Here is a 20,772-nt window from a genome sequence, read left to right on the forward strand (position 1 = left end):
TGTCCTAAGAGGAAGTGGAGTTAACGTGATTCCAGCGGATAAGAGCGGTAACTCCACATACCGTAGGTTCTCAATGCATCACGGTAAATACCTAGAATTTCTTTATCGCTGGCCTGCTTTAGTTCATCTAACGGCTTATCCGGATACGCCACAGTATCGAATGTGATATTTTGAGGACCAGTTTGCCAGCTTGCAATTTCAAATAACGTTTGACCACGGCGAACATGGCTTGCCGAGCTAATAATGGTCGCATGCTTAATATTATGTCGAGCAAGAGCATAGCTAGTGTAAAGTGCATTACCTACTGTGCTTGTTGCATAATTCTCTTCAATAATCCGGTCTGCGCTGATGCCATGCTGAATTAACCAATCAGCCATCAACTTACCTTCTGTTTTATGATTTTGTGGCACTCCGCCAGTCAAAACAATAAACGCCTTCGGATTTGCTGTAGCCATTTCCAGAGTCGTTTCCAGACGCTTAATTAAAATATCGTGCATTGAACCATCCGGATTTAACGCATATCCCAGCGTTACAATTGCACCATTCTCTCCCAGAGACTGACCGGCCTTTTCCTTTAACGGCGTAGACAGAACACGGTCAACCGTGCTGAAGATACGCTTCAAATCCGACTCGCGCCCTTTATTCAGGCCGGAAATTTTCTCCATGTGCTTTTGTGATGCTTTATCATTACCCTTGAATTTTTGCCATACAGCCAGGTATGAATGCGCATCTAAATCATCCGGAGCAACTGTCAACACCTGTTCAAAAAGTTCAATGGCCCGCTCAACATTCTTGTTATATATCTGAGCGTTAGCAGCAGACATAAGTAGATCAGTACGATAAGGTTCCAGCTGATACGCTTCCAACAAACGAGCGGTTACCATTTCCATATTGCTTGGCATCTTTGCCGTAAAGCCAGCATGAGACACTCGGGCCGGCGATTTAAAAGCTTTTACCGCATCCGCCAGTAATTGATCAACAACCTGACGTTTTGTAACAAACTGACTGTATTCGACCTGAGCATGTACTGCCGGATTACTATCAGCAATGGAATAAAAAGGGGCAGAAAGTGTGATTAAGCTCCCCATTGCAATCGCAATTAGGTTCTTTTTCATTGTTATTTCCTGTTATTGGTTGTTTTGTTTATGCATTGATTTAATTCTCAGTATAAATTTACAAAACAAAAAAACAGTGAAGCAGCACGCAAAACGCTCCTGATGACTTATCCTAAGCGTGAAATAGAAGTTATTTAGATCACATTTTCAGAAATAAATAACTTCTTAGCACCATTAAATTATCGCCGATAATTAAGATTGCAGGACAAATTGGTTACCAGGGAAAGTAAACAAAGCACCTAATCACTTTTTATTGCTGTTTTCAGAAAGTCGAGGAACACTTTGGTCTTTTGAGATAAATATTTTTTACTTGGATAAACAGCATAAAGTGAACTGTCAGGGGTAACCTTAAAACTACAACCTATCTGCTTTAGCACGCCTCGACTGATGTCTTTTTCAACCAAAAAAAGTGGGATCAGTGACACCCCAAAACCAGAACAGACAGCCGTTCTAATAGCAACTGAATCGTCGCAACTACAATGCGGCGGGCTAAACATAGCTTCCTTTTTACCTTCATATAGAAAATGTAAATTGCTGTGAATCTTACTGTCTAACATCAGTTTTGAGTGCTTTTTCAGCAATTCAATCGTTAGGTTTTTATCGCAAAGTTCGTCATGATTCTCCTGATAATACCCTTCCGATGTCACCCAGACTAAAGGGGAATCAATCAGCTTAGTGGCAATTAAATCTGAATCGGGCAACGGGCCGATTTGAATCGCCAGATCTATCGAGCTTGAATACAAATCCACCGCCCTGCCCGACACTTTTAATTCCAAGTTGATATGCGGATACCTTTCAGCGAATTCAGTAAGCTTAGGCTGGATAAACTGAAGACAAAAGCCAGCAGGCATAGATATCGTTAGCTTACCTTGTGGTTCATGGTGAAAGCCAAGCATCGATGCTTGTGTTAACTCAATTTGTTCCTGTAACAACTGGCAGTGCTGATAAAAAGTTTCCCCTTCTTTGGTCAACCTTAGCTGACGAGAATTTCGTTCCAACAGTCGTATAGACAAATCTTCTTCAAGGCGGGTAATGCTTCTGCTAATGGTGGATTTAGCAACATTCAGCTCTCTTGATGCCGCAGAGATTCCCCCTGCATCAACTACAGCCAAAAATAGCGGCATGTCATTAACGTTCCATTTCATGAACGAAGTGTCCGAATTATGAATATTGTTGCCATTTTGGGTTATATATAAGATCCCTGTCAATATTCATCTTTAACCACTTGAGTGAAAATGACATCGAATAAACAACCGAAATTCACAACCACTTTTGTCCTACTCGCTTCCAGCGCACTGACAATTATGGCTGGCGCACTGATCGGTCCTTCTTTATCTCTTATCAATCAGCAATTTCATAATTCAGAACTAGTGGCTATGCTACTGACAATGCCTTCTTTGGCTGTAGTGGTAACAGCCCCATTAGCAGGAAAACTAATTAATTCTTTCGGCAAGAAATGGTTGCTGATCATTGCCTTAGCACTGTACGGTGCCGCAGGTAGTACCGGACTGTGGATGGATTCGCTCCAACTTTTGTTACTGGGTCGATTTGTTTTAGGCGTGTCGGTTTCCCTCATCATGACGGTAAGCTCAACATTCATTTCAGATCTGAGTTCGGGATACGGGACATCCAAACTTCTTTCATATCAAGCGACAGCGATGAATCTTGGTGGCGTGATTTTTGTTGGCATTGGTGGCTACCTAGCTCAACTCAATTGGCGAATGCCATTCTCTATCTACTTACTGGCAATAGTTGTTCTGATTCTCGCTATTTTCTTCATACCAGATACCAATAAAACAGTCGAAAGCCATAAGGTTTCGGTAGATAGTGACACTTGGAAATCGATAATACCATTCTATCTTTTTGGCTTTATCAGTATGCTCCTGTTCTACCAGATACCTGTAATTTACTCATTTATAGTCACTAATGTACTTAGCGCATCACCAACACAAACTGGCGTTACACTTGCGCTGTTCAGTATTGCTTCCGCCATTGCATCAATGCAAATGACTAAGCTGTTTCGCCGCTACACTGAGTACCAGTTGATAGCCCTGGCATTCATTAGCTACTCACTAGGGCACCTGTTTATCGCGATCGCTTCAAACTGGCCCGTAATGATAACCGGGGGCGTATTAACTGGGGTTGGTTTAGGTATCGCGTTCCCAACGATAAATAAGGCGATATCTTCCAGAAGTGACTTGAATAACAGGGGCATGCTGATGAGCGGTTTTGTTAGTTGTTACTTCTTGGGCCAATTTGCTTCACCAATCGCAGTCCAATTGATGAGAATAGATACTTTACAATCTGCTTTTTATATAAGTTCGGCTGGCGCATTTATCTTGGGTGTTTTAACAATCAATTTTAAGCAAGAAGTTACCAATACTCAGTCGCAATTAGGGTAATTCATTAAGCGACAACTCTAACAAAAACTCTTACATCTTATCCGCAATAAAGCAGAAAGCGCCTTTTTTAAGGCGCTTTCTGTAATTCAGGTGTTCTTGTTACGAGACTTAATCATCAGCATCAAAGACAACCTCGCCCTGTAGCATTGTCATAAGAATATTAGTTTTAGCGATTGCTTCCGGTTTCAGTTTAGTGATGTCTTTATCCAGCACCACCAAATCTGCAGACTTACCCACCTCAATCGAACCTGTAATATCATCAAGCCCTAAGCTAACCGCCGGATTAATTGTATAAGCATCAATTGCCACTTCAACACCCGGAAGCCCGGTGTTACCCCTTTTCAGGCTGTTAGCAATACCGACCAATGGATTAATGTCATGCACATTCCAGTCACTGCTCAGGCTTACATTCGCCCCAGCCTGATAGATTCGGCTTATCTGCATCAGAGAACGAGCCCGTTTTGCCCCGATGAAAGGCTCTGCCCAACTATTGTCATGCTGCGCTATATAATCGGAGCCAACCTGAAAATCAGCAGTCACATCCAGAAGCTTAAATCGACTGATATCCTTAGAGTTAACCATCTCGACATGTGTCAACGTATAGTCACGCTCTGAACCCTGCCGACGAGCATATTCCACAGCATTCAGCGACTCGCGAATACCACCATCACCGATTGCATGTATATGGGCTCCATAACCGATTTTATCCAGCTCCGTCAGCCAGCTTTTCATCTCTGAAGGCGGAATATAATTAATTCCGTATGGTTCATCCTCAATATACGTTGAAAGGTAAGGAGCCAATGTTTTAGCCGTACCATTGATCAAGATCCCGTCGCTGTACATCTTTACCTGATCCACAATCAATCGTGATTCCAGCTCACGAGACTGAATAGATTTTAGGTACTTAAGCTGCGAAGCCTGACCATCCAGCGGATAAATCCATGGACGCAGCGATACCCTGGCTGTCAGCTCACCATTTTTCTGAGCTTCCTTCCAAACCTCATACCAGCCTCGTTTCCAGTACATCCGACCATCACCGATCGTGGTAATACCATGAGCGGCAGCTTCTTCAAGACCAATCATCAAGCCGTCATAGCTCTGGGCAAACTTCCCTTTCAGGCTGTTCCAGGCCAGTTCCATTATGATGTCACCTGCGTTATCTAACAGAATTCCATTTAACTCACCGGTTTGATGATCTTTGAGGATCTTTCCGCCCTGAGGTTCAGGTGAACCTTTACTAATTCCAGCCTGTTTCAACGCCTGCGAATTAACCCACATAGAATGAGAAGTCTGCTCCATCAATACAACCGGCTGATCCGGAAAAATCTCGTCAAGCACTTCAAGTGGTGTTCGCTCACTATCTTCATCAAGCACTGAATCAATTGTAAAGCCGTACCCCATTACCCATTCATTTGCCTTAGCCTCCTTCCGACATTGTTTTAGGTACGGTATCTGCTCTTCCAATGTCGCATCACCGTTAAGTTCGCAATTACCACCGACTTCGGAAGCCGCTTCAAACACATGATTGTGATTATCGACAAAACCCGGCAACACCATCGCCCCTTCCATGTCGATAACTTCAGTTGTTGGGGTGCGATACTGCCCAGCCCTTCTGCTGTCACCGACAAAGATGATTTTGCCGTCAGAAATAGCAATTGCATCAGCCTCTTTGTCGGCATAAACCAGCGCGTTGGTAATAATAATGTCGGCATACTCTGCTGCCTGTGGCTGTTGTGCTGACATCAACGCGACTCCTAACAAAGCAAGCTTCGGAATTTTTCTCATGGATTTGTCCTTTAATATGAGCCAGTGTTCAACTGGTTACTAACAAAAAGCAGTACTGCCTGATGAGAGCAATCTTAAATAGAAAAGCATGACATGAAAAAATACTGACTATCTGAAAATCATGATAGTGAACTTTCGGTGCTAGTCAGAACAATTCATCGCGAAAAGAAAAAGGGCCAGCTCGTAAGCTGACCCCATAAAAAAACATCAAGTATTCATCTATCGTGACCATTCCTAGTTAGAAACTTCCTTCCGATGAAGTGGCTTTTATTTTGATTTCCATGCTTCATGATCTATGTCTAAATCAGGGAACTCATCTGGATTGAATACCGGATGCTCTGCCCCTTCTTTCAGCTTCTTCTTGTAGTCCTTAAGAAGCCTAATCAGTGTCGGGAACAGCATCAGTAAGGCCAACAGGTTTACAATAGCCAGTACCCCCATCATAGGATCCGAGAAGAAAAATACTGCTGTTGCACGAGGGGCGACAGCACCGAGAAAAACAATCCCAATCACGATAATCCGAAGTGTATGCAGTGAGATCTTACTGTGGGTCATAAACGTAAGGGCGTTCTCCCCCAAATAGTAGTTATAGATAATCGAACTGATTGAAAAGAGCAGAATAGCGACCGTCAGGAAATACTGAGCCCAGTCGCCAACATGAGAAACCAACGATTGCTGAGTCAGTACAACACCATCAATATCTTCAGCTCCCGGAACATACACATCACCAAGTAAAATGATGAAAGCCGTACAACTACAAATCAAAATAGTATCAATAAATACTGAGAGTGATTGAGTAATTCCCTGGCTGATTGGGTGAGTAACATCTGCTGTTGCCGCTACGTTCGGAGCCGAGCCCAAACCAGCCTCGTTAGAAAACAGACCACGGCGCAGGCCTTGCGCCATTGCCGCCCCCATACCGCCACCAACGGCTTCTTCCCAACCAAACGCGTTCGAAATAATCATCCCGATAACAGCCGGGATTTCAGTAATGTTGAGCAGAATTATAATTATCGCCATGGCTACATAACCAATCGCCATAATCGGAACGATAACATCAGCCGCTTTAGCAATACGTTTAATACCACCGTAAATAATAATTCCGGTACCCACAGCCAGAGCAACACCAGTCCAAAGACGATCAATACCCATGCTGTCCTGAGCTGCACCTGCTACAGTATTTCCCTGAAACGCATTAAAGCCGATAGCAAAAGAGGCAATCAAGCACACGGTGTAGAGATATGCCAACCATCTGAAATCATTACCCAAGCCATGAATGATGGTTCGAGCCGGACCACCACGAAATCCGTCATCTTCTCTTCGTTTAAATAACTGGGCAAGAGAGCATTCCACCAGACTGGTCGCCATACCAACCAGAGCAATTGCCCACATCCAGAAAACTGCTCCCGGCCCACCAAGCGTAATCGCGACAGCCACACCAGCAATATTACCGCCACCGACACGCCCACCAACGGACAGCAAAAGCGCTTCTCGGCCAGAAATAGCATCTTTGGCAGCGGTTTGGTTTTTGTTTAACAGAACCCGGAACATACGCCCGAAGAAGGTAAACTGAACAAATCCTGTGACGAGAGTGAAGAAAAGACCTAAAACAACCAGAAATGGTATCAATGCCCATCCCCAGGTGAGATCACCAATTAAGCCAAAGAAACTTTCTAGCAATTCCATCTCTACCCCTTATATTTCTTTTGAACCGTAGAGTGAATACCTACTCCACCACAATCTTATATGTGTAAGTCATAGGCGGCATGGGCTGAAACAGACGTATATTTCCAGCCTCTGTGCTAACTAGCACCTTGTGATTTGCCCTGAAGTGCTCACAAAAACAGCCAGCTAGTCCTGAGTCGATAGTTGGTGAGAAGTATAGTCGCTCACTGCTCGATCAGTCGTCACATTCTGAGACGACCAGACCATCAGACTTATTAATAAACAAACAAATTGTTCAAAAACGTCCAACCTATACCTTCACGGAATTAAGTTCTTTATAAACTAAAAATCACACACTCTTTGTATGCAATTCACTCGCACCATGGAATTTATTCACTTTAAAGCCACTAAATTAGAAAATATTCAGCCACCACCCTTCAATTGTATGATATTGGCATTTTTTGTTGCATTAATCGTGTAACAACCTATTTTGACTTCCCCGGAAGGGAAATTCATTTTGGTGCCAAAGGTTTATGCCGAGAATTCTTTTACCGATGATCAGAGTAAACTGACACTTCACAATTTATGCAACCTGTTTAACTAAAAGATAAAGAAGGAAACTCAGTCATCTAATCACTGAATCAAATTCACTTTATTTAGCAAATCACAACATGTTTTTTAGTACGCCTTTTTGCGTGCAATTAATTACGACAGCCAGAACGCTGAAATTTTAAGCCTGCCTGAATTCAATATGAGGCCGGGACGGGTGTTTTTTGCAGAAATCTGCTGATTTCAGACAAACGAATATACAACAAGTTTGAGGGAATATAATGAACTTAATTATTAAATTAGCCGCCGGAATTCTTTTTGGCATACTAATGGGGATGTTTGCTCCTGACGTATTAATTCAATTTTTAATTACTATTAAATTACTAGTTAGCCAGTTAATTAAGTTTACCATTCCTCTGCTGATTCTATTTTATGTAACCAGCGGAATCGCAAATCTGCCTAAGAACTCAGGAAAACTACTGGGTAAAACCGTCGGTTTATCTTACTTATCAACGCTGGGCGCTGGTCTTCTGGCCTTCACTGTTGCGGAAACTTTGTATCCAACACTATTAAGCGGCGCAGGTGCCCTGCCAGAAGCTAAAACAGTGCTGACTCCGTTCCTTGAACTTAAGATCCCGCCGCTAATGAGCATTATGACGGCGCTGACCATTGCCTTCGTTTTCGGCCTAGGTATATCGAACACAGGCTCAGAAGATCTGAGACGATTCAGCAACCAGGGCTGCGACATCATCGAACTGTTTCTGAACAAAGTGATCATTCCATCTCTGCCTTTCTACATTGCAGCCGTGTTTGCCGACATGACAGTAAAAGGCACAGTATTCGCGACACTACAAACATTTAGCCTGGTTCTGCTGGCAGTTATCGCTATGCACTGGGTATGGCTGACTTTCCAGTTCATTACCGCAGGTATCGTGCAGCAACAGTCTCCGCTGAAAATCCTGCGCACTATGATGCCAGCTTATCTTACTGCTGTTGGCACCATGTCTTCTGCGGCTACGATTCCAGTTACGCTACAACAGACCAAACGTAACGGCGTTTCAAACACTATTGCTAACTTTGTTGTGCCACTGTGTGCCAACATCCACATGTCAGGCTCAGTAATCAGTATCACCAGCGTTGCTGTGGCAGTAATCATCATGACTGGCGCCGGCCCGGTTCCAAGCCTGCTTGAAGCACTACCGTTTATCGCCATGCTGGGTGTAACAATGGTAGCTGCACCGGGTGCACCGGGCGGTGCAGTAATGGCTTCAGTCGGCCTACTGGGTTCAATGCTGGGCTTCACAGAAGAAATGATTGCCCTGCAAATCGTGCTTCACTTGGCTCAGGATAGCTTTGGTACTGCCTGTAACGTAACCGGTGACGGTGTGATTGCCCTGATGATCGATAAGATGTCTTCTGAGAAAGATGAAGCAGCAGAAGATCTTATTCTTGCCGAAGAAACAGCGTAACGCTTAATAAAACCAATAGAAAAAAACGTCCGACCATTCATTATGAATAGCCGGACGTTTTTAATTAACCTGAATTTTCCGTTATATAATGCTTTCGATATAACCCGAAAACATTATTCCCCTCAGTGACTCTACAGTTCTCATCTTCACTTGATTAGCTTTCCTGTAATTGTCGAGTTTTCATTTATAACTTAGTTACAGTCAATTTATACTCTGCCTGAGGGTGGGCATAGAGAGAAAAAGTAACCCAGGTATCCATTGTTGTAACTTCAACCTCCTCTACCCGTATGTTTTTCTCTTCATCCGAGTAATAGTTGAAGACACGAAAGCCGTCACCATCCAAAGAATGCATCGCCTCGCCATCAAGAGATTCAATCGAAATGGTAAAACGCTCACCTTTAAATCCGAGAATTTTATAGATACTTTGGTGTTCGCCGCCAACCTGAGATTGAACAATATATGAAGAGCCATTCTGGCTAATATCAAGATAGGTATAATCCCGACTGAGTTCTTCAGTATGGTATATAACCGGGTTAGAAGAGCAGGCCGCCAGAGCGGTCACAAACACCGGAACTAACAATGTTTTCAGAAATTTCGCTCGCATAACCGCTCTCCTCGTTCTCCATGAAACCAGTACATATCATCCTTTATCGATTCACAGTACTGTGTAATCGTCAGCCACAACCACTAGTAACCGACAAACAAACGATATCAGAAAGCCACTTTTCGTTCTGGCAAAGTTAGATCTCAGTCACAATATTAAGCTTGTAGATTAACCAACGAATCCAACCATGGCAGACAATTAAACCAAAACGATCAAATTCAAAACACAAATTAATGAACAATCGTAGAAACACTGTTCGCGTTTTTGCTGTAATTATTCTTATTATTTAAAGTAATCCACATAACAAGCTGAGCATAAACCAACCAATATGTTTCGAGGTTTAATTATTCAGTCGATTCACCGAACAGTTTTCAACCAGTGACCATTGTTCCAAATAGAGTGTCTGTACGCATAGTCTGGGTTAAATACTCGTTAAATCACATTTTCATTAACAAGAAAATCCATTAAAGAAGATCAGAGAAGCAACAAAATGCTTCGAGGTCAAAACATTTGAAATATACATACAAAAAACACTTATTTACGCTCAAAACAATCGACAGAGCAAATAATAAACAATCACTCATTTGCAAAAAGAATAAAAACAATGCTTAATTGCGCTTCGGTCAATTATGACTCTTTCCACCAAGCTTGCTTGTTATTTTAATAATCGGTCAGGCCATAAAGTCATTCAAGAGTGATTAACTATGTAAGGAGGTTTTGCTTGCGTAAAATTATCGTTTTATGCTCATTAATTATATTTGGTTGTAACGGAGGTTCATCGTCAGAAACCACACAATCAACTGTAAGTGGAAACAACCATGAACAAACGACAACATCTTTAAATCAGAAAGTAATTACATCGATAAAAATATCACATCCGAGTATCAGTGGTAGTTCTGCCTCCCAAATTTCATTCCAATCTTCTTTGCAATTTACTGCTACTGCATATTATGACGATGATTCCAAACTTGATATATCACACAAAGTTGATTGGAGCAGCTCCGATAATTCAGTAACAGCAATGGATGATAAAGGTACTGCAAAAGGGATAAAAGAAGGCGTAACAACAATCATCGCACAATATAATGGTATTGAAAGTAATGCTGTTGAACTAACCGTTACTGATGCAGTGTTGACCGGAGTGCAGATTAAAGCAAAATCAGGTGACTTAAGCGCACTACCAAAAGGTGTTGCACTGTCAATGATCGCAACTGCAACATTCAGTGATAACTCCGAACAGGAACTGTTAAACAATACCATCTGGTCTTGCAATGATTCTTCAATCGCGATGATTAGCCAATCTGGTGTGCTGACCGGAATTAACACAGGCACCGCATTAATCACAGCTCAATTTAATGGTGCAACCAGTAATCCCATAGAAGTAACTGTAACGGATGCAGTTGTAACTGAACTTCTGCTTTCCGCTAAGATGGACGATCCGCAGAACATTCCTGTTGGCTTCACGCAATCAATGACTGTTACCGGAATCTTCAGTGATGAGAGTCAACAAGAGTTATTGAGTGACGTAACTTGGTCGAGTGAAGACACAACTATTGCAACAATAACTAACTCGGGAACCATAACAGGCATCAGTGAGGGAACAACATCTATTTCAGCTCAATATAATGGTATTGAAAGTAAACCATTTGCTGTGACAGTAAATGATGTCACTTTAGCTGATATCAAGGTGGTACCTTCATCAGATGAACCAATTAGCTTAGCTAAAGGTCGTGAATTACAGTTAACTTCGACGGGCGTTTTCAGTGACTCTTCTGAAAGAGATATCTCTACAAATGTCATATGGTCAAGCACTAATGAGAACATAGTTACTGTAAACAATTCAGGTGTAATACACGGAATCGAAATAGGTAATGCCCGGGTTAATGCATCACTTAACAATATTACTGCTGGTATTGAAGTAAATGTTAAAGATGCGCCTATCAGCTTTTACACAAGCATTATTAAGCAGCGTCACAGCGATCATACGATAAAAGAGGTAGAACAGAATGGTCTTATCGCAGAGCCTGATGACATCAAGCTGAGATACAAAGGCGATCATATTGATCTATCTGTTATGAGCGTTCAGGAGTACATCCAAGCAGAAGATACAGGCCATGACTTTTTCATTCAAAAAGATGAGAAAGGTAATGTTATTGGTTTTGCCGGATATGCCAGCGTTTATCGTATCAGTCCTGAACATTATTACGATGACAGCAGATATATAACATTTTTCTCCGGTTACTCTATTCCTAACACAGCTCAGGTAAACAAAACTTACAAAGGTAAGATTTTTTACACTCGTGTGGCAGAGGATGATAACCCTAAAGTTGGTAACATCACCATCAACCTGGATGCAAATAATCCATCTTGTCAGATAGATGGATACACATCTCGTAAGTGTAGCTCTGATACTTCTTACAATGGTGGCGAATTAGTATCTAAGGTTTTATATAGTGCTGATAACTCATGGCATGGCGTGCTGCATGCTCATTTCTTTGGTGAAAATGGTGAGCATGCTGTCGGTTATATTCAGGAAGAATCAACAGGTAAAGTGAATGTGTTCTTACTAAACGTTCAGTAACTTTACCAACATAAAAACCCCATGGATGGGGTTTTATTGCAGAAATCCCTCCCCCCAACAAAATTATCACCTAAACATAAAATTAGAGAATCCCCATAATGAATGGTGTTTTGAAAGGAGCCAAATGGCTGCTTTTTCTTGCCTTTATGGCAATAGTAGCCGGATGTAATTCCGGTGGTTCACCTGAAAAGAATGATAAAAAACTCGTCAGCATACAAATAACCCCGACAATAATAACGACAAAAGGGGCGAGCTCCTTAAAGCTAGCAAAAGGTAATCATCAAAAACTAACGGCAATCGGTTACTTTAATGATGGTTCACATAAAAACATTAGCGAAGATGTAAATTGGTTTTCCAGTAACCAGTCAGTTATTAATTTTCTCAGCGATTCAGTTGTCGGATCCGACATTGGAGTGGCGACGGTTACTGCCCAGCAGGGGGATATCGTCAGTAATGATTTGGATGTAGAAGTGACCGATGCTGTTATGACAAGTCTTCACGTGACTCCAGCAGTAGCAAGCATTCATGTCGGTAACGGGCAAAAGCTTACGGCTACAGCTACCTACAGTGATGCTACAACCGCTGATATCAGTGACCAAGTATCTTGGGTTTCGGAAGACAGTGCCATTGTAACTATTTCATCATCTGGATTTTTATCAAGCCAGTCTACTGGGGCAACAGAGGTACATGCCAGTATCAACGGAATGATCAGCAATCGAGTCCTCGTCGAGGTGAATGATGCAGCGATTGTCAGTATACAGATAACACCTTTATCGTTATCTTTGGCAAAAAACAATACATCCCAGCTTAGCGTTCTGGCAACGTACAGTGACTCAAGAACCGAGAATGTGAGTAATGTGGTGTCGTGGTCTACAGAAGATTCAGCAATTATGTCTGTTTCAAATACGGGGCTTGTAACCGGATTAAAACCGGGAAACACTAAAGTCAGCGCAAGCCTATCAGACATAACAAGTAATGATGTAGATGTCAGCGTAACTGATGCGACAATCAAAACGATTCATATTAGGCCGGAGGCGTTTTCAGTTGCTAAAGGCAACACAATACAGCTTTCCGCTGTTGCTAAGTACAGCGATGACAGCATAGCTGATATCAGTCATTTAATTACTTGGTCATCAATGGATACCAGTACAGCGACCATTTCAACGACTGGATTATTGACTGGAGTGGGTATTGGTAACACCGAAGTCACGGCAAGCCGGGATACACTTCGCAGCAATGTCGCAGTAGCAGTCACCAATGCTGAAGTTATCAGTATTGATGTTACGCCGGAAGCACCAACCCTCATAAAAGGTACTGCACTTCCACTTAATGCGATGGCTACTTACAGCGATCAAACCACTGCCGATATCACATCTGACGTATCATGGTCTGCGGATGATACGTCCGTCGCGACAGTAACCTCGGAAGGTGTTATCACTGGACTGGAAGCAGGAGCCTCCATCATTACCGCCCAACTTGATGACATTTACAGTAATAGCGTTAACGTCACCGTTACAGATCCCCTCGTTAGTGTCACTGTTTGTGGAAATATTAGCGGTAAGCCTTTTGACCGTTCTCTCGGCGGCGGTATCAATGACAGTGATAAAACCAATGCCACAGGCAACTGTTTGAAGATAAGGGAAATCAACGATACCACCGATGGAAAGGTAAAATGGTTTACCAGCAGCCCTTCTTTAGCTGTGGTGAACGGGTTGGGGTATACAATAAACGACGGTAAATACAACAGTGGCGATACTTATGCCAGAGCCTGGGTTGAAAAAAGAGAGGAGTACGGGCCAGCAGGTACGTTCGCCCTCTTCCGCCAGGATGGTCAAATGGTAGCTCCACCTGGTTGGCGAACCGATGAAGTACCAGGGACTAATGGTCAGTTTGATCGCTGGTGTCAGAAGCTTTCAGCAATAACGTTCGCAAACCACTCTGACTGGAGGCGGCCAACCCTAAAAGAACTGTCAGCACTGTTTGAATATGATAATGAAAACAATCTAAGTATGTATGAACGTTTTGGCTGGCCAGCTGAATCATACTGGTCTGCTACTAAAGGGCGTTTCGGGTACTTATATGCAGATCTGAACACAGGTGTCGGAAACATTATCGGAGATATCAGCCCTGACTTTTCTATATCTGTCTCTTGTGTCTCTGTTTCCAATTAGTGTTCGTTGTGTCGACAACACCTAAAGATATAATAACCACCTACTCAGGTGGGTGGTTATTGCTAAATATCCCGCATCACAGCCACTGCCCCTCTCGCTCCCATCGTGATAGAATCCGCCACCTTACTTCTGTTATCGCCGTCGGCTATAACAGTTTTGTATCATTACCAACCTGAGACTCTACATGCCGTTCTCCAAACTTGGATTAAGCGCTCCAATCATAAAAGCTGTAAATGAACTTGGCTATAAAGCCCCGACTCCAATTCAAGAGAAGGCAATTCCTGTTGCGCTAACAGGCAAAAACCTGATCGCAGCAGCACAAACTGGTACAGGTAAAACCGCCAGCTTTGTATTGCCAATTTTAGAAATGCTTCGTGAAGGTCAAACTCAGCGAAAGAAACGTATTCGCGCGCTTATTCTTGCACCTACACGTGAACTGGCTGTTCAGGTTGAAGATAATATTGCGAAATACAGCAAGCACCTGAACCTGACTTCTCTGGCAATGTACGGCGGTGTTGACGCGAAGCAACAAAAACAAAAGCTAATTGAAGGTGTTGATATTCTGGTTGCTACGCCGGGACGTCTGCTGGATATGTACACCCAGCGCGCAGTTCATTTTGAAGAAGTAGAAATGCTGGTTCTTGATGAAGCCGACCGAATGCTCGACATGGGCTTTATCGAAGACATCAACAAAATCATTGAGCGCTTACCGGAAGATCGCCAGAACCTGCTGTTCTCAGCAACGCTGTCAAAACAAGTTCGCGCGTTAGCAAAAACGGCTATCTATAACCCGGTTGAAGTTTCAATCACACCAGACAGCAAAGCTAAGCCTCAAATTGATCAATGGTTGATCACAGTCGATAAAGATAAGAAATCTTCGCTGCTGAGCCACCTGATCAAAGAAAATCAGTGGGATCAGGCACTGATCTTTATCGAAACCAAGCATGGTGCAGCTAAGCTGGTCAGCCAGCTGGAAAAACGTGGTATTAAAGCGGAATCTTTCCACAGTGGCCGTAGCCAGGCTGTTCGCGCTCAACTATTGGAAGACTTTAAATCTGGCAAGCTTAACTTGCTTGTTGCAACTGGTGTAGCAGCCCGCGGTATTGATATCGAAAACCTGAGCCGAGTGATTAACTACGACCTGCCTTACCCAGCTGACGACTATGTTCACCGAATTGGCCGTACCGGTCGTGCCGGTGCCTCCGGTGAAGCGATTTCGTTCGTATCAAAAGATGATTTCAAAAACCTTTGTGCAATCGAAAGCCGCCTTGGTCACCTGATCACCCGTAAGGAAATTGAAGGTTTTGCGCCAAGGAAAGAAGTTCCCGTTTCGATCCTGAACTATGTGCCTAAGAGTAAGCGCAACAACGGTAATCGCAATAACCGAAACTCAAAAAATAACGCCAATAAGCGCCCTCAAGATAAACGCTAATTGCCGATATAAAAACGGGGGCTAAACAGCCCCCAAACCAAAAAGATATTTAAAAGAAACAAGAGGATACGATAAAGCTATTGCATGCTTAACTGGCTAAGCCAGCGACGCAGCAAATTAATTGATGCCTGATGACGGTAATCGGCAGTTGAGCGTTGGTCATCAATCGGGCGAATGATCTCGCTGTACATACCCACCACTTCATCAACGAAACGCGGCTTCGTCAGCTTTTCTGTCGGCTGACCGACAAGCAGTGATTCCAGTTCGCGACTACGTACGACTGTCGGGCCGACGGCTCCGAAAGCTACACGCCAGTCCACCAGCTTGCCTTTACCTGTACGACCTTTTACCACTCTAGCCAGACCGGCCACAGACACTTTGGTCAACGCATTAGCAGCACGCGTACCGACTTTGTGGTAGAAACTCTCTGGCAGGTCCTGCTTTGGAATCACCACATGAGTAAGCATTTCATCGGCACGTAACTGAGTCAGCCCCGGTGCCATAATGAAATCTTCCAGAGCCATTTCACGCTGGCCTTTGAGCGACGACAGCACAACGCGAGCGTTCAGAAGGTACAGTGCAGGCAGCGAATCAGCCGCCGGAGAGGCATTACAGATATTCCCAGCCATAGTGGCCCGGTTTCTCAGAGCCGGTGCGGCAATCTTGGCGACGCCCTGACGCAACACATCCGGAACCAATGGATGACTTTCAATTTCACTCAGGGTCACTCCGGCACCGATAAACAGTGCACAGTCAGGCGCGCCCTCGCCTTCCGGCTCAATCTCCGCTTCAGTAATGTGCTTTAGCTCATCAATTGCATCAACGAACACCACATCGCGGTCAAAAGTCGGGCTCATCCCCGGCCTGACACTATGCCTGACCATCAGGTCGGTGCCGCCGGAGAACAGGGTATGTTCTCCGACAGCCAGCTTATCCAGCGCCTGCTCCAAAGTTTCGGGGCGATAAACCTCTACCATAATCCCTCTCCTTTTTCCGCGGCAATCCGGGCTGCCTCGACAATCATGCCGTAGCCGGTGCAGCGGCACAGGTTACCGGAAATTGCAGTACGGATTTCCTGCTCGGTCGGTCTGGCATTGGTTTCCAGCAAAGCATACAGTGCCAGCACCATACCCGGTGTACAGAATCCGCACTGCACCCCTTTGGCTTCAAGCAGAGCGTCAATGACGCACTGGCCTTTTTCCGTCTGGCGCAGGCCTTCAAGTGTCATTACCTGCGCACCTTCAGCCTGAGCAATCGGCATCATGCAAGAGTTAACCAGCTTGCCATTGAACAGTACAGAACAAGCACCACACTCACCTTCGCCACAACCTTCCTTTGTCGCAGTTTTGTTGAGATCACCACGCAAAGTATTCAGAAGTGACTGCATCGGGTCGGCATCTACCTCAACCAGTTCGTTATTCAAAAAGAATTCGATCTTCATCAGGCATTACCTCCGGCCCTTGGTGCTTTCACTTTTCTTACTGTCTGTTCCGGCTCTTCACCGTACAGCTTCTGGCAGATACGTTCCGGCGTTACCGGAATGGATGACATTGTTTTACCAATCGCCGCTTCAACCGCGGCAGCAAACGCAGCGGCACCACCGTTGTGAGTCAGCTCACCGCCACCTTTTGCCCCGTTAGGGCCAAACGGATACGGGTTGTCGACATAATCACTGTCGATAGTCGGTACATCGAGCGATGTTGGGATCACATAATCAGCCATGGTCTTCTGGGCAAAAACACCATCCCGGGTCATTTCCATTTTTTCACAGCTGCCGTAACCCAGCGCCTGAACCATACCGCCGTCGATCTGGCCTCTGAACACGACAGGATCAATCGCCCTGCCGATGTCAAACACACCCCAGGCACCGAGGATCTCAGTTTCACCGGTGGCCATATCCACCTCAACTTCAACCACATTCATGCCGTAGCTGGTCGCCTGATAGGCGTTGCCCTGGTAGGTAGTCTGATCCCAGACGTGATAGTCTGGCTTGCGGTACACCTCTTCGATCTCCTGAGGTTCGCCTTCTTTCCAGTTCAATTGCAACTTCTGGGCTGCTTTTTCCAGCAGATAGCCGACGATCAGAATTGATCGAGACGCAACGGTCGGACCTGAATCCGGTACCACTCCGGTATCCGGCACAGCAAGCTGAATAGTATCCAGCGGTCTGTTCAGAGTATCGGCAACAATTTTGCGGAATGTCAGGGTCAGGCCCTGGCCGATATCAGTGTTGGACGCAAGAATCTGAACAGTACCGTCAGCCAGTTTGTTAAGACCAACTCTCGCTTTCACCAGAGTATCTTCCAAATCCCCGGCAAAACCACAGCCGTGCTGGAAGGCAGAGAAGCCAATACCGCGACGTTTACCGCTGCCTGTACAGTGCTCATCAGAACCTGGCTGGAAAGCATAAAGTGCCGTCTTGGTGTTGTAGTCTGACATAGACAGAATTTTTTCTATCATCTGATCCAATACCAGATCGCCGAAAATATCAGCACCGGTCAGTGATTTCGAATCAGATTTCAGGAAATGACGCATTTTAAAGGCCGCAGGCTCCTCGCCAAGCTGCTTGGCGACATGCGTCATATGGTTTTCCATGCAGTAACAGTTTTGCGGGGAACCAAAGCCCCTGAACGCACCGGTAGGAACAGTGTTAGTCGTCCAGGCGTGGCCTTCTACACGGACATTCGGAATATCGTAGACATTGGTTGCAGTGGTAATCGAGCGTTGCAGCACAATACCGGACAAGCTGAGATAAGCGCCGGAGTTAACATCAAACTTCACGTCCATCGCCACAATGTTGCCGTCGGCATCAATACCGGTTTTATAGTGGAACTCAACCGGGTGACGCTTTGACGTGAACATGATGTCTTCGCTACGCTCAAGCACGATACGAATCGGCTTTTGCAGTCGCTCTACAGCGACAGCCAGCGGTCCTGCCAGTACATCCGGGTAGTCTTCCTTACCGCCGAAACCACCACCGGTCGGACACTGTATAGCGCGAACATGGTCATGACCAAGCACCACCGCCATACAGTGGTGGACATACCAAGGACACTGCATCGAGCCTTCAATTACGATCTTGCCGTCTTTCGGATAACCGACGCATCCCTGTGTTTCCAGGTAGATATGCTCCTGATAACCCGTAGAGCAGGTATCTTCAATGATGGTCACGGCTTTCGCAAAACCGGCTTCGATATCGCCTTTTTCTAGCGAATGGTGATCGAGAATATTATCGTCAGCATGAATGGCACCATCAACCAGGGCTTTTGACTCGGCAATGGTGTAAGCGGGAGTGAGTGGCTCATAGTCAACGTGAATCTGACCGAGCAGTTGTTCGAGAACATCAGGATCCGGACCTACCACAAGGAAGATCACCTGACCGACAAAACGCACTTCATTATCTGCAAATGCAGGCCAGTCGATTTCGACGATAGGCAGTACGTTCTGACCCGGAACATCCTTGGCACCGAAGATATGATAGCCTTCTGGCAGTTCCGGGATTTCAACCGATTTAATTACGCCTCTGGGGCAAGAAGAGCGGTAGAACCGCCCTTCTAACAGTCCCTCGTAATGGCGGTCGGCAATATACTTAGCTTCACCTGTGGCTTCTTGCCACTTGAATCGAGTATTAACCGTATCCATAACGGGATCTCACATTGTTTAATCTAATTGATCCATTGTCTTCCAAAGACGCTGAGCCACCTTGCTTGCTTCGGCATAGATAGGAGCGACATCAAATGGGAAGGCACGATCCTCATACACAAAACGTCCTTCAACCATTACGCTGTTGACGTTGCCCGCGTTAATACCAAACGCAATGTGTCCCGGCAGGTTATCTGCCACGAACGGAGTCGGGCTGGTGTAATCAAGGATGGTCAGATCAGCCTTGTTACCGGCATCCAGTCGGCCAAACTTGGCACCGAAGTTACGGGCCAGAATTTCGTTACCGTTCCAAAGATGACGCAAGAAGCTGTCAGGCCATAGCGGACCACCGGCATCGCGGTGCTTGAAGAAGGCAAACTTCAGCTCTTCAAACATATCGGCACCGATACCGTCGGTTCCCAGAGCGACATTGTTGAAGCGGGTCAGTTTGTGGTTATAACCAACGTTGTTGTTCATGTTTGAACGGGCGTTGTGAACCAGGAAGCCGCCTTTGGCATTCAGGATGTCGATGTCACGGTCAGACAGGTACAGGCCGTGTGCCAGCAGGGTCTTCTCGTTAATCAGACCAAAGCTGTCAAGACGTTCTACAATGTCCTGCGCGTAGTGGTGATGGCTGTGCGTTACGTCGTAACGGTCTTCTGCCACGTGGACATGAATACCTCGACCAGTCGCCTGCACCGCTTCTGCCATCATGGACAGACCTTCATCTGTCACAGTAAATGGCGCGTGGGCACCGATGTGCGCTTCAACCAGGTAAGGTTCTTTACCTTCTTCTTTCGCACGGTCAATCAGTTGGGCAAACGCGATGTTTTCCTCAACACCGGCAGACATTTCTTTCAGGCCACCGTTACGATCCGTGGTTTCGAAGCAAGTCATACCGCGCAGACCGGCTTTCAGGAAGCCTTTACGCAATGTATTCAGCGAGCCTGCGATGTAGTTTGGCGAAGCATGGTGATCTATCACCGATGTACAGCCGTTCTTAATCGCTTCCAGAGAGCAAATCAGGCCGCTGTAGTACAGCGCTTCTTCATCCAGGGCGCGGTCCATTCTCCACCACAGATTCTTAAGAATCGAAATGAAGTCAGGGCTTGGCTTGATGTCAGCCATGATGCCGCGTGCCAGACCTGAGTAGAAGTGGTTATGGGAGCAGACAATCCCCGGCATAACCAGCTTGCCTTTCATATCCTTGACGGTAGCGTCCGGGTACTTAACCACTAAGTCAGTGCCAACTTCTTTGATCTCGCCGCCATCGATCACGATGTCGACGCCCTCTTTGATCAGTGCAGGTTCAAACTGCACTGCTGTTGCATTTCTCAGTAATATCATTCCTGATTCC

At 45.1% G+C, this 20,772-nt stretch carries 14 protein-coding genes; 5 read left to right on the plus strand and 9 right to left on the minus strand.

The genetic code is table 11. The features are described from left to right. Positions 1-20: 20 nt before the first annotated feature. On the minus strand, positions 21-1,115 hold the full coding sequence (locus AACQ93_RS11150) for a YdcF family protein (RefSeq protein ID WP_064605010.1): 1,095 nt from the start codon (positions 1,113-1,115) through the stop codon (positions 21-23). A gap of 239 nt (positions 1,116-1,354) precedes the next feature. Beyond that, positions 1,355-2,260 carry a LysR family transcriptional regulator gene (locus AACQ93_RS11155; protein ID WP_084419130.1) on the minus strand — a complete coding sequence of 302 codons (906 nt, stop codon included), beginning with the start codon at positions 2,258-2,260 and terminating at the stop codon, positions 1,355-1,357. A gap of 90 nt (positions 2,261-2,350) precedes the next feature. Here AACQ93_RS11155 and AACQ93_RS11160 point away from each other — a divergent pair, with 90 nt between their 5' ends. Next, a complete protein-coding gene (locus AACQ93_RS11160; RefSeq protein WP_064605014.1) occupies positions 2,351-3,517 on the plus strand; it encodes an MFS transporter in 1,167 nt (388 codons plus the stop codon). Positions 3,518-3,625: 108 nt separating this feature from the next. Here AACQ93_RS11160 and AACQ93_RS11165 read toward each other — a convergent pair whose 3' ends face one another. Continuing rightward, positions 3,626-5,302 carry an amidohydrolase gene (locus AACQ93_RS11165; RefSeq protein WP_064605016.1) on the minus strand — a complete coding sequence of 559 codons (1,677 nt, stop codon included), beginning with the start codon at positions 5,300-5,302 and terminating at the stop codon, positions 3,626-3,628. A 267-nt stretch (positions 5,303-5,569) separates the two neighbouring features. After that, a complete protein-coding gene (locus tag AACQ93_RS11170) occupies positions 5,570-6,988 on the minus strand; it encodes an alanine/glycine:cation symporter family protein (RefSeq protein ID WP_064605018.1) in 1,419 nt (472 codons plus the stop codon). A gap of 809 nt (positions 6,989-7,797) precedes the next feature. On the opposite strand from AACQ93_RS11170, the gene AACQ93_RS11175 reads away from it, so the two are divergent. Next, positions 7,798-8,985 carry a dicarboxylate/amino acid:cation symporter gene (locus AACQ93_RS11175; protein WP_064605020.1) on the plus strand — a complete coding sequence of 396 codons (1,188 nt, stop codon included), beginning with the start codon at positions 7,798-7,800 and terminating at the stop codon, positions 8,983-8,985. 184 nt (positions 8,986-9,169) lie between these two features. Here AACQ93_RS11175 and AACQ93_RS11180 read toward each other — a convergent pair whose 3' ends face one another. Beyond that, a complete protein-coding gene (locus tag AACQ93_RS11180; protein ID WP_064605022.1) occupies positions 9,170-9,589 on the minus strand; it encodes a hypothetical protein in 420 nt (139 codons plus the stop codon). A 721-nt stretch (positions 9,590-10,310) separates the two neighbouring features. On the opposite strand from AACQ93_RS11180, the gene AACQ93_RS11185 reads away from it, so the two are divergent. From AACQ93_RS11185 to AACQ93_RS11195, 3 genes are all read left to right on the plus strand, one after another. Beyond that, the gene (locus tag AACQ93_RS11185; RefSeq protein ID WP_064605024.1) at positions 10,311-12,170 is read left to right on the plus strand and encodes an Ig-like domain-containing protein; all 1,860 of its coding nucleotides are present in this window, start codon (positions 10,311-10,313) and stop codon (positions 12,168-12,170) included. Positions 12,171-12,268: 98 nt separating this feature from the next. Beyond that, positions 12,269-14,341 carry an Ig-like domain-containing protein gene (locus AACQ93_RS11190; RefSeq protein WP_064605026.1) on the plus strand — a complete coding sequence of 691 codons (2,073 nt, stop codon included), beginning with the start codon at positions 12,269-12,271 and terminating at the stop codon, positions 14,339-14,341. A 184-nt stretch (positions 14,342-14,525) separates the two neighbouring features. Further along, a complete protein-coding gene (locus AACQ93_RS11195; protein WP_064605028.1) occupies positions 14,526-15,773 on the plus strand; it encodes a DEAD/DEAH box helicase in 1,248 nt (415 codons plus the stop codon). 77 nt (positions 15,774-15,850) lie between these two features. Here AACQ93_RS11195 and AACQ93_RS11200 read toward each other — a convergent pair whose 3' ends face one another. From AACQ93_RS11200 to ssnA, 4 genes are read right to left on the minus strand one after another with little or no spacing between them, the layout of a single operon-like run. Further along, positions 15,851-16,750, minus strand: a complete 900-nt coding sequence (locus AACQ93_RS11200) for an FAD binding domain-containing protein (RefSeq protein ID WP_064605036.1) — start codon at positions 16,748-16,750, stop codon at positions 15,851-15,853. Then, positions 16,744-17,214 (minus strand): (2Fe-2S)-binding protein, encoded by a 471-nt coding sequence (locus tag AACQ93_RS11205; RefSeq protein WP_007467006.1) that lies wholly within the window; start codon positions 17,212-17,214, stop codon positions 16,744-16,746. Before AACQ93_RS11205 ends, AACQ93_RS11200 begins: the two co-directional genes overlap by 7 nt. After that, on the minus strand, positions 17,214-19,415 hold the full coding sequence (locus AACQ93_RS11210) for a xanthine dehydrogenase family protein molybdopterin-binding subunit (RefSeq protein ID WP_064605038.1): 2,202 nt from the start codon (positions 19,413-19,415) through the stop codon (positions 17,214-17,216). Before AACQ93_RS11210 ends, AACQ93_RS11205 begins: the two co-directional genes overlap by 1 nt. Before the next feature lie 18 nt (positions 19,416-19,433). Next, positions 19,434-20,762 (minus strand): putative aminohydrolase SsnA, encoded by a 1,329-nt coding sequence (ssnA, locus tag AACQ93_RS11215; protein ID WP_007467010.1) that lies wholly within the window; start codon positions 20,760-20,762, stop codon positions 19,434-19,436. Positions 20,763-20,772 lie beyond the last annotated feature (10 nt).

It is taken from the genome of Photobacterium sp. J15, from assembly GCF_963870815.1.
GTDB lineage: Bacteria > Pseudomonadota > Gammaproteobacteria > Enterobacterales > Vibrionaceae > Photobacterium > Photobacterium marinum.